This window comes from Armatimonas sp. (genome assembly GCF_043757465.1).
In the GTDB taxonomy this organism is placed as follows: Bacteria; Armatimonadota; Armatimonadia; order Armatimonadales; family Armatimonadaceae; genus Armatimonas.
Map to the genome: position 1 here is coordinate 22,857 of NZ_JAYVPL010000018.1, position 9,603 is coordinate 32,459.

Annotated in this window: 11 protein-coding genes; 7 read left to right on the top strand and 4 right to left on the bottom strand. The window is 59.5% G+C overall.

The genetic code is table 11. From position 1 onward, the window contains the following. Nucleotides 1-44 precede the first annotated feature (44 nt). The gene (locus ACH2ED_RS02555; protein ID WP_395088630.1) at nt 45-539 is read left to right on the top strand and encodes a hypothetical protein; all 495 of its coding nucleotides are present in this window, start codon (nt 45-47) and stop codon (nt 537-539) included. 49 nt (nt 540-588) lie between these two features. Beyond that, nucleotides 589-1,326: a hypothetical protein gene (locus ACH2ED_RS02560; protein ID WP_395088631.1), complete on the top strand. Its 738-nt coding sequence runs from the start codon at nt 589-591 to the stop codon at nt 1,324-1,326. A gap of 2 nt (nt 1,327-1,328) precedes the next feature. Here ACH2ED_RS02560 and ACH2ED_RS02565 read toward each other — a convergent pair whose 3' ends face one another. Beyond that, entirely contained in the window at nt 1,329-2,783 is a 1,455-nt protein-coding gene (locus ACH2ED_RS02565) for an NADP-dependent isocitrate dehydrogenase (protein ID WP_395088644.1), read from the bottom strand. Between the two features lie 94 nt (nt 2,784-2,877). Here ACH2ED_RS02565 and ACH2ED_RS02570 point away from each other — a divergent pair, with 94 nt between their 5' ends. Continuing rightward, on the top strand, nt 2,878-3,174 hold the full coding sequence (locus ACH2ED_RS02570) for a helix-turn-helix transcriptional regulator (RefSeq protein WP_395088633.1): 297 nt from the start codon (nt 2,878-2,880) through the stop codon (nt 3,172-3,174). Here ACH2ED_RS02570 and ACH2ED_RS02575 read toward each other — a convergent pair. Together ACH2ED_RS02575 and ACH2ED_RS02580 are read right to left on the bottom strand one after the other, a co-directional pair. Continuing rightward, nucleotides 3,171-3,587 (bottom strand): DUF6174 domain-containing protein, encoded by a 417-nt coding sequence (locus tag ACH2ED_RS02575; RefSeq protein WP_395088634.1) that lies wholly within the window; start codon nt 3,585-3,587, stop codon nt 3,171-3,173. The two genes, ACH2ED_RS02570 and ACH2ED_RS02575, sit on opposite strands and share 4 nt — an antisense overlap. 49 nt (nt 3,588-3,636) lie before the next feature. Next, the gene (locus tag ACH2ED_RS02580; RefSeq protein ID WP_395088635.1) at nt 3,637-4,119 is read right to left on the bottom strand and encodes a DUF6174 domain-containing protein; all 483 of its coding nucleotides are present in this window, start codon (nt 4,117-4,119) and stop codon (nt 3,637-3,639) included. Between the two features lie 167 nt (nt 4,120-4,286). Between ACH2ED_RS02580 and ACH2ED_RS02585 the strand changes: the two genes are divergently transcribed. Genes ACH2ED_RS02585 through ACH2ED_RS02600 form a run of 4 tightly spaced genes read left to right on the top strand, consistent with a single transcriptional unit; the run spans nt 4,287 to nt 8,674 of the window. Next, entirely contained in the window at nt 4,287-5,318 is a 1,032-nt protein-coding gene (locus ACH2ED_RS02585; protein WP_395088637.1) for a BMP family protein, read from the top strand. 4 nt (nt 5,319-5,322) lie between these two features. Further along, entirely contained in the window at nt 5,323-6,825 is a 1,503-nt protein-coding gene (locus ACH2ED_RS02590; protein WP_395088638.1) for an ABC transporter ATP-binding protein, read from the top strand. Then, complete coding sequence (locus tag ACH2ED_RS02595) at nt 6,822-7,808, top strand: ABC transporter permease (RefSeq protein WP_395088640.1); 987 nt, start codon at nt 6,822-6,824, stop codon at nt 7,806-7,808. The genes ACH2ED_RS02590 and ACH2ED_RS02595 overlap by 4 nt, the downstream gene beginning before the upstream one ends. After that, nucleotides 7,805-8,674, top strand: coding sequence for an ABC transporter permease (locus tag ACH2ED_RS02600; protein WP_395088641.1), 870 nt, complete (start codon nt 7,805-7,807; stop codon nt 8,672-8,674). Before ACH2ED_RS02595 ends, ACH2ED_RS02600 begins: the two co-directional genes overlap by 4 nt. A 103-nt stretch (nt 8,675-8,777) precedes the next feature. Here ACH2ED_RS02600 and ACH2ED_RS02605 read toward each other — a convergent pair. Beyond that, a partial coding sequence (locus ACH2ED_RS02605) for an Rpn family recombination-promoting nuclease/putative transposase (RefSeq protein WP_395088642.1) occupies nt 8,778-9,603 on the bottom strand: 826 nt, incomplete at its 5' end.

Sequence of the window (9,603 nt, forward strand, 5' to 3'; positions counted from 1 at the left end):
TCAAGAAATGCAACTAGATGGGCTTGCATGTACACTGAAGAGCCATGAAACTCATCAACCGTGTTGCGCTGATCTACCTGGGAATCGCAATTCCTCTCGGAGGATTTTCCGTCTACCAGAGTGCTGAGGCAAAGCAGCGTACGGATCTTGCCTGGGTCTGGCAGGGCGAAGCGCAGCAGCTCCAGCGACAAAGACAATGGCAGGCAGCCGAGTGGGCATGGAAAAGAGCGCTTTACTATGAGAAGCCTAAGAGCCGAGGGCATCTTTTCCTCTCACTTGCCGCTCTCCACCAGAGGCAAGAGCAAAACCAAAAGGCAATGGATTGCTACCAGAAGGCGCTCCTCTATGAGATTGGACGCGAGCAGAGAGCCGATGCGCACTTACAGCTTGGTGATCTTCTGGACAAAAAGGGGGAGAGTGCTGCCGCTGTGCCGCACTGGCAAGAAGCCGCACGCCTCACACCGACCGGGATGCCGCTGATGGCGGCGGGCTACACCGTTCACAAAGAAGCCGAGGCTCGCTTGACAAAAGTGAAATAGGCCGTTTGGCCCATGACTGACGTGGGGCGCTGTGATACCAAGAGTCACGATGTTACGCAGCCATGAAGATGACGACCTTAACGCCCGGCAAAACGCCACGAGCGAGCGCTCCGCCGCCGCGATGCTGGATAAAGAGACGGAGCGGATGCTTTATGTCCTCTACAAAGAGCACTTTGCCAAGGCGGATGCCGAGCGGCACTGGAACCCGTTGAGCTCGATAGAGTGGCAGGCAGAGACCCCCGCGCCAAGCCCGGCGCTCGTAGACGCGACACTTGCGCTCTGGCGGGACGCGACACTGCTTCCAGACTACGCCGCGATCAATCAGAACTTACTGCGTGCCAGCCGGGGCCGGGCGTGGTTCTGGACGCACTGGAGCTACGAGGAGAGCAAGCACCTGATCGGCCTGCAAGAGTGGCTGACACGCAAAGGGGGGTGGGATGCCACGGAGCTCGCCACCGCCGCTGAGGAGCTGCTCACGCGCTACCGCTGGGAGCCCCCCTGCGACGAAGCCACGTGTGTCTGTGTGGATGCGCTCCTCTACGAGCTGAGCCAGATCGAGAAGCTCGAAGCCCTCGCGGCGCTGGCTCGCAGTGAGGGCGAGAGTGTCCTCACGGAGCTGACAGGCTTTCTTATCGCTGACGACCAAGCCCAGCGCGACTACCTGGCTGAGGCACTGCGGGTGATCGGCAAAGGCTACCCTGAGCGCCTCAGCGCGGCCCTTCAGAGTATCGCCGCCAGCCACGAGGCCCCCGAGCTGGCGGCAGAGCTACACACCTACCTCGCGTAAGCCTACTGACCTTGTGCGAGGGCGAAGCCGGGGATACCATCAAACTCGTAGAGGTTCTCGGTCTTGATGAAGTCAAGGCTTGCCATGTCCAGGCCCGCCAGAAGCGCTAGGACATCACCGTGATAGATCAGCTTGGTTCCCTTTGCAGTAAACCGGCAGCGCCAGTGGTCGGTGCAGAACGTCTCCGGGAAACCATCCGGCCAGACTTTGACGCCCCGGTTGGTCAGGAGCACCAGCTTCAGCCGAGCCGAGCCAAGCTTCTGGAGCCGTAGCGCCAGCTCCTCCGGGCAGGTGCCACGCCAGTGCAAAAAAACATCCACTCCCACGAGCTCTTTGGTCGCCTTGGGACGAGGAAGAGCAGAAGTGATGAGCGCTGGTGCCTCTTGCTCACTCGCTTCCGTGTAACAGGCAGAGGGAAGAAGAACCGGCACCTGGCCCAGCCGCGCAATCACGGCGTCTGCGAAGGCTTGCGTTCCCACACACTCACCGCTTGTCTCGGCGCGGAAGATATCTTGCGTGTGAATCCCCTCTTCCAGGGTCTTGAGCCAGGCATTGTGCACCAGAGTAGCGGTGTCGGGTAAGTTCAAGTGGACGAGCATCTGGACAGCGGCCTGAAGCAAGCCCGAGGGGTTGGCGCAGTCTTGTCCCGCAATATCGGGTGCACTGCCATGAATCGCCTCGAAAAGCGCACCGTGCTCGCCAATATTCGCGGAGCCAGCCAGCCCCACGGAGCCCGCGATCTGGGCGGCGATATCGGAGATGATATCCCCGTAGAGATTACTGGTCACAATGACATCGAAGCGCTCGGGAGTGTCTGCGATCCGGGCTGCGCCAATATCAATGATCATGTGCTCCGTTTGAACATCTAAGTACTCCAGGGAGATTTCCTCAAAGACCTGGCGAAAAAGTCCATCGGTGAGCTTCATGATATTGTCTTTGGTCATACAGGTCACTTTGGAGCGGTTGTTCTTTCGGGCGTACTCAAAGGCGTAGCGAACAATCTTCTCACAGCCAGGGCGACTGATCAGCTTGAGGCACTGCACTACCTCATCGGTCTGACGGTGCTCGATCCCGGCGTAGAGGTCTTCCTCGTTCTCACGAATAATGACCATATCGAGCTTTGGGTGCCATGTTGCTACAAACGGAGCGTAGGCGACACAGGGCCGCACATTGGCATAGAGTCCCAGCGACTTGCGCAGGGTCACATTCACGCTCTTGTAGCCGCCGCCCTGCGGGGTCGTAAGAGGCGCTTTGAGCAGCACTTTTGTCGCACGAATGGTCTCCCATGCCTCGGGCGTGATCCCTGAGCTATGCCCACTCTCATACGCCAGCTTACCCAGCTCAACGTAGCGCCACTCCAGCGGTGCTCCTGCCGCCTCCAACACCCGCTGCACTGCTGCCATTATCTCGGGGCCGATTCCATCACCACTTGCACAGGCCACTACTTGCTTGTTCATCATGAACCTCCTGTGACTATAATAACACGAAATTAAATACACGACAATATTTTCGTAATATTTTTTTCGCGACTTAAGATATAATTTGCGTACTATGGCAGGCGAGACGAGCTGGACTTTTTTAACGAATCACTCTCATGTACTGATCTGCCTCGCGCAGGACAGTGAGACACGGCTGCGCGATGTGGCGGTGCAAGTGGGCATCACCGAGCGCGCTGTGCAGCGTATCGTCACGGAGCTGGAAGAAGGCGGTGTCTTAGTGCGCCACCGCGATGGGCGACGCAACCGCTACGAGATCAATCCCGAGGCTTCACTGCGACATCCCCTTGAAGCGCACCGAAGCATTCGTGAGATCATCGCTCTAGGAAAGAAGTTAGATGTAGATCTCTAGAGCGACGTGAGGTTGCTGATCGTGAGGTAGTACTCTTCGTCAGCAAGAGCAGCGCTGGGATCAACACGAAGGGTACGGGGCCAGCCATCCGCGGTAAAGTCCACCTCAAGGACGTCGGGCTTGCTCTTATGCGCTGCTTCCAGAGCATCGAGCACTTTATCAATCGTGCTATAGGCCGCCAGATGTACCGGCGCATCTACTGCGACCCCATCGCGCACGGTGATTGTCGCCGGGCGTGTATACTCCACCGGACAAAAACAGCTTTTACTCACCGTGAACGAGTAGGAGCGCAGGTTCCGCGCCGCCCAGTTGGTTCGTGCCTGAGCCAGCTCGTTGTCAAAGCTTGTCAGCGCGGGGCTCCCACCACACCCAGCTAGAACAGCCAGCCCAAGGATAAAATTCGTTGTTCGCATCACGCCTTCTCAGACTGCAACCCATGGCTTTACCTTCAAAGATACCGATTTACAGCGGCCTCACCTCGGAGATCGTGAGATTGTACTCATCATCGCTGGTGTCCGCACGGGGATCAACAGAGCTCGTACTCGGCCAGCCGTCGGCAGTGAAGTTGACCTCCAGCACATTTGCCTTGCTCGTGTTGGCCGCTTCGAGCGTCTCAAAGACTCTCTCAATGGTGGCAAAAGCGCTTAAACGCATAGGGGCATCTGTTATCCCCTCACGCACGGTGATCGTCACCGGACGGGTGTTCTCTTCGAGGCAGAAGCAGCGCACTTGAACCGTGAACTTATAGGAGTGTAGCCCCTTCGCCACCCAGTGAGTACGTGCTAGAGCAAGTTGCTGGGGAAATGTCGCCATCAGAACGCGCGGTTGCAACACATCAGCCTCCATAGCGCTCCCCCCACACCCTGCAAGGCAGCTGAACACCACCAGTGCCAAGCACGAGCGAAGCCGCCCGCATTTTTGGATAATCGTTGTTCTCTCCATCATTTTTCCTTTAGACCTCTTCTTCAGCAAGAGTATCAACGTGGTCTGCCAGGTTCCCTCATTTATTATGACCAAAACAGAGCGGAGGGAAGAAGTCTACGGGGAACTCTTGAACGTGCTGGGTAGTTAAGGTATCCTGAACCAAGCAAATTTGCATTGGAGTTTTTTCTATGATCTCTTCCCGACGGCGCTTCTGCGCTATTCTAACTTTTGGACTTCTGTTCACCGGCTGCGCCCAGCAAGAGCCTGCTAAAGATACGGCAAGCACTCCCGCATCTACAGCAGCCTCCTCAGCGGGTGGCGAGGCGATTGCGTCGCTCAAGGTCGGGCTGATCACCCCCGGCAAGATCAATGATAAAGGCTGGAGCCAGCTCGCCAGTGACAGTGTGGAGAAGATCAAGGGGGAGATCACGGGCACGGAGATGGTTCCGGCTATCGAGGATCCGGGCCAGGCCAATGTCGCGGGCGCGGCGCGTGATCTTGCCAAGAAGGGCTGCAACTTAATCTTCTTCCACGCCTCGGAGTACGACGATGCGGCGGCGAGCGTCGCCAAGGAGTTCCCCAAGACCTACTTTGTGGTGGTCGGAGGCCGCTCCACGGGTGCGAATCTCAAGCCCATTCAGTTTCAGGCGGGCGAGGCTACCTACTTGGCCGGAATGCTGGCGGGCGGGATGACCAAGACCGGAAAAGTCGCCTGCATCGGTGGCAGCGAGATCCCGATTGTGCAAGAAGCCTTCGCTTCGTTTGAAAAGGGCGTGAAAGCAGCGAGAGCCGATGCCGAAGTGAAGATCGTCTTCACCGGGAGCGGCGATGATATTGCCAAAGCTAAGCAGCAGGCGCAGGCGCTGCTCGATAGCGGCGTGGACGTGCTCCACCACAACGCCAACGCCGCCGGGCAAGGCGTCGCGCAGGCCGTCACCGATAAAGCCGATGCGATGTTTATCGGAGCCAACGCGCCGCAAGACGATCTGGCAACTCCCAAGAATCTCGGCTCGTTCTTAGTGGACGCGCAAGCCGCTTATCTTCTCGCCGCCAAGGCTGTCAAAGACGGCAAGGCAACGGGGGCGTTTCGCTACGGACTGAAAGACAAAGTGGTCGGGTTGCACTACAACGACAAGTTCGCCGGAAAAGTCCCTGATGCGCTCAAGGCCAAGATCGCCGCCGCAGAAGCCGATATCGCCGCCGGGAAGGTCGCGCCGTAGGGTTATGCCCCTGCTGGAAGCCCGCGCCCTCACCCGCCGCTTTGGAAGTTTCACCGCGCTCGACGGGGTGGATTTTGACCTGCGTGCTGGAGAGATCCATGCCGTGCTGGGCGAGAATGGTGCGGGCAAGTCCACCTTGATGAATGTCCTCTCGGGGCTCCTGCGCCCGAGCACAGGTGAGTTACTCATTGATGGCCAGTCCGTGCGCTTTGCCTCCCCCGCCGATGCCAACGCGCAGGGGATTGGCATGGTGCATCAGCATTTTCTGCTCGTCCCTCCGCTCTCCGTCGCGGAGAACTTACTTCTTTCTGCCGACAAAGCCAAGGGGGGGCCGCTCTCCTGGCCCCTGAAAAGCGTACTCACCGAGGCGCAAGCCCTCGCCAAGAGCCTTGGCTGGAGCCTTCCCTGGGACGCGCTCGCGGGCAGCCTGCCGGTGGGGACACAGCAGCGCATTGAGATATTAAAAGCCCTACGCGGCCAGACGAAGATTTTGATCTTCGACGAGCCCACCGCCGTCCTCACCCCCACCGAGACTCCCGAGCTTTTTGCCACGCTCCGCCAGCTCGCCGCCGAGGGCAAGGGAATTGTCTTTATCTCCCACAAGCTCGACGAAGTTTTAGCCCTCTCAGAGCGCGTCACGGTCTTGCGGCGCGGAAAAGTGGTCGCCCGGCTCGCCACCGCCGAGTGCGACGCCGGAATGCTCGCGGAGGCGATGGTGGGCAGCAACCTCTCCCCAACCCCTCTCCCGGACAGTTGTTCCTCCTTGGGAAAGGGGGCAGGGGGAGAGGTACTCACTGTCCAGAACCTCACACTTGGTAAGCTCAAAAACCTCTCCTTCAGCGTCGCGCCCGGCGAGATCCTAGGCTTCGCGGGCGTGGACGGCAACGGTCAGACTGAGCTTGCGGACTGCCTCTCGGGGATGCGTAAGCCCGAGAGTGGGGAGATTCGGGTGGGTGCAATGCGGCTCTCTCCCGCCCCAAAAGCCGTTCGTGAGGCGCAGATCGGCGTGATCCCAGCGGATCGCCAGAAACGAGGGCTGGCGCTCTCGATGACCCTTACCGAAAACCTCACGCTCGGGGTTCAGGACAGCCCCGAGTTTCGTAAGAGCATTTTTCTGAATGCAAAGGCGCTTCGTGCACGCGCCGAGCAGCTTATCCAGCGCTTCGATATTCGCACCGAGGGGCCGGAGTCTAGGGCCAGTAGTCTCTCGGGCGGAAACCAGCAAAAAGTGGTGATTGCACGGGCACTGGCGGGCGAGCCCAAAGTCGTGATCGCCGTTAACCCAACGCGCGGCCTGGATGTCGGGGCGATTTCGTATGTACATACAGCCCTTCGCGAGGCGCAGGCAGCGGGCGCGGCGATTGTGCTGATCTCCACGGAGCTGGATGAAGTGCTCACGCTCTCGGATCGGGTGGCGGTGCTCTTCGAGGGCAAGCTCAGGGGCATTGTCGCCCCCGAAACCCCACGTGAGGAGCTGGGCCGCTTAATGGGAGGGGCAGCGGCGTGAAGCTTATTGCCTGTGTTTTCGGGGGCTTGCTACTGCTTGCCGCCGTGATTCTGGCGGCCAAAGCCTCACCGCTTGCGGTGGCGGCGGCGCTGGTACGAGGCGCATTTGGCTCGAAAGACAGCGTCGCCAACACGCTGATTCAGACCACGCCGCTCTTGCTCACCGGGCTCGGGGTCGGGCTGGCGTTTAAAGGCAAGCTCTTCAATATCGGAGCCGAGGGGCAATTTCTTCTCGGAGCGGTCTTTGCGATCTGGGCCGGGACACAGAGGCAGCTCCCGACTCCGCTTCTTTTACCCCTAGCGCTGGGTGCAGGCGCAGTGGGGGGAGCGCTCTGGGCAGGGCTCGCGGCGGCGCTCAAGCTCTGGCGAGGCGTGCAGGAAGTGCTCTCAACCCTGCTCTTGAACTTCGTCGCGATCCAGCTTGTGGCGTGGATGGTGCGCGGCCCGCTCCAAGAGGCCGTGAAGCAATACCCGCAGTCCGACAAGCTTGCCATCTCTAGCCGACTGGCGTTTTTGTGGCCGGGAACGCAGCTGCATCTGGGCTTTCTGGTGGCGCTATTTCTTGCTGTTGTCGTCTGGCTCTACCTCGCAAAAACCGCAGCGGGGTTTGCCCTACGCACTGTGGGGGCAGGCGCAGAAGCCGCAGAAGCGGCGGGAATCTCCGTGGCAAAGACAACCTGGGGGACATTTCTGCTCTCAGGCGCACTCTCCGGGCTGGCGGGCGCGATCCAAATCTGCGGCGTGACCTACTTTCTGGCCGATCCCTACTCCAAAGGCTACGGCTACACCGCCATCGCAGTTGCACTGCTCGCCAATCTCTCGCCGCTCTGGACGATTCTAACCGCGCTGTTTTTTGGTGCACTCACCGCGGGTGCGACCGAGGTGCAAAGTGCGGGAGTGTCGTCGGTGGTGATTCAAGTGCTCCAAGCCGTCACACTGCTCACCGTACTTACCTACGGCTGGCTCAGGGAGCGTGGAAAGTGATCCCGTTTCTTCTACAAACCCTCACTTTCGCAACCCCGGTGCTACTGGCAGCACTGGGGGCGCTCTTTGCGGAGCGGGCGGGCGTGGTGAATATCGGGCTAGAGGGTTTGCTTCTCGTCGGAGCACTGGTAGCGGTTCTTGTCTCAGCGGCGACGGGTCAGCCGTACCTGGGCGTGCTGGCGGCGGCGCTAGCGGCAGTGTCAATAGCGGGGATTTTTGCCCTTTTTGCCATTGGCCTGAAGCGCGACCAGGTGATTGTCGGTACCACGATCAACTTTCTGGCACTTGGCGCGACCGGGGTTTTCTACCGGGCTCTGAAAATATCTGGCGAGGTCAAGACACTTCCCGTGCTCTTTGGCGATGGCTCAACAGCAATCAATGCCCTTACATTGCTGGGCTTGCTTCTGATCCCCGTGGCGCAGTGGCTGCTCTACCGAACGCGGCTTGGGATCATGGTGCGCTCCACGGGGGAGAAACCAGAGGCCGTCGCGGCGGCAGGTATCTTTGTGAATCGGCTACGGACACTCACCATTCTGGTGAGCGGCGCACTCTGTGGCATGGGGGGCGCATCGCTCTCGATTGGGATCGCCAACACCTTCACCGAGGAAATGACCGGGGGACGCGGCTTTATCGCGCTGGCGGTTATTGTCTTCGGGCGCTGGAACCCGCTGGGGGTGCTCACCGCTGCGCTTCTCTTCGCTGCCGCCGATGTCTGGCAGACAAGGCTCCAAGCCCAAGGCACGCTCCATATTCCCTACCCGATTTTTCTGGCTCTGCCCTATGTCCTGACATTGCTCGCCCTCGCAATTCGCGGTGCTAAGGTCAAACCCCCTGCCCACCTCGGCGAGCCCTTCGAACAAGGCTAACGACTCACTCACGCGACGAGCGCTCCCGCAGGCGCACAGACTTTGGGGCTTGTCAAACCGCGACAAGTCTCTTTTCTCTTTGCGGCTACCAAAAGCCCGCCTCTCAGGGCGCGAGCAGCTCCTGCCAGGACTCCACCTCGGGCAGGCGATCCGCCAGCACTTCCAGACGCACCAGATCCGACTGCTCCAGCGCCGACTCCACCTCCACACTCGCAGCACCGAAGCGCTTCGTACCCCACCGCAGAATCAGGCTCAAGGTTTGAGAAACGCGCCCTTCCGTACGCCCTTTTTCGATGCCTTTCTCGATACCTTTTTCTTCGCCTAGCTCAATCCACTCATTTGTCAGGGTTAACATCGTATTCAATTCCTCTCGGGGCAAGAGCCCCACTTCGCGCTGGAGCTCCACCAGCTCCGGTCGTGTCATCTGCAAGTACGTTCGCACAAACCCGGAGATGAGCTGCGAGCGAGCCGGGTCAAGCCGCAACGTCGCAATCAGACGCAGGCACTGAAGCTTCACCTTCACCCGGTCACGTCGCGCAATCTGCATCTTGGACATCAGTGCCGCCGCTGCCGGGTTGGGCGTAGCGAGGTAGTCGCGCCACTTCAGCCGGTTAAGCTGGATCACCCGGAACTGGAAGCGATTGACCACAAAGCCGGGGAAGTCAATCTGGTGCTTGCCCGGCTGAAGCTTTCGGGGCCGGTCGAACGAGTAGACCACCACCGGATAGATCGGCAGATCGAACTTCTCGTAGAACCTAGCAAAGTACTTGAACATCCGCTTGGGAAAGCCCGCCTGCGGACTCGACTGGTTCTCCACGATCAGCAGAAAGTACGCCTCGCGTCCCTGGAACCGTGCCTTGACCACAATATCGGACTCGTAGCGTTTGCCCTCCGTGATGTCGGTGAAGACCTCTTTATCCAGAAACTCG

What these genes read in the sequence shown, in the direction of transcription:
- ACH2ED_RS02570 (WP_395088633.1), top strand. Translation starts at nt 2,878, where the DNA reads ATGGCAGGCGAGACGAGCTGGACTTTTTTAACGAATCACTCTCATGTA.
- ACH2ED_RS02560 (WP_395088631.1), top strand. Translation starts at nt 589, where the DNA reads ATGTTACGCAGCCATGAAGATGACGACCTTAACGCCCGGCAAAACGCC.
- ACH2ED_RS02580 (WP_395088635.1), bottom strand. Translation starts at nt 4,119, where the DNA reads ATGATGGAGAGAACAACGATTATCCAAAAATGCGGGCGGCTTCGCTCG.
- ACH2ED_RS02575 (WP_395088634.1), bottom strand. Translation starts at nt 3,587, where the DNA reads ATGCGAACAACGAATTTTATCCTTGGGCTGGCTGTTCTAGCTGGGTGT.
- ACH2ED_RS02555 (WP_395088630.1), top strand. Translation starts at nt 45, where the DNA reads ATGAAACTCATCAACCGTGTTGCGCTGATCTACCTGGGAATCGCAATT.
- ACH2ED_RS02565 (WP_395088644.1), bottom strand. Translation starts at nt 2,783, where the DNA reads ATGAACAAGCAAGTAGTGGCCTGTGCAAGTGGTGATGGAATCGGCCCC.
- ACH2ED_RS02585 (WP_395088637.1), top strand. Translation starts at nt 4,287, where the DNA reads ATGATCTCTTCCCGACGGCGCTTCTGCGCTATTCTAACTTTTGGACTT.
- ACH2ED_RS02590 (WP_395088638.1), top strand. Translation starts at nt 5,323, where the DNA reads ATGCCCCTGCTGGAAGCCCGCGCCCTCACCCGCCGCTTTGGAAGTTTC.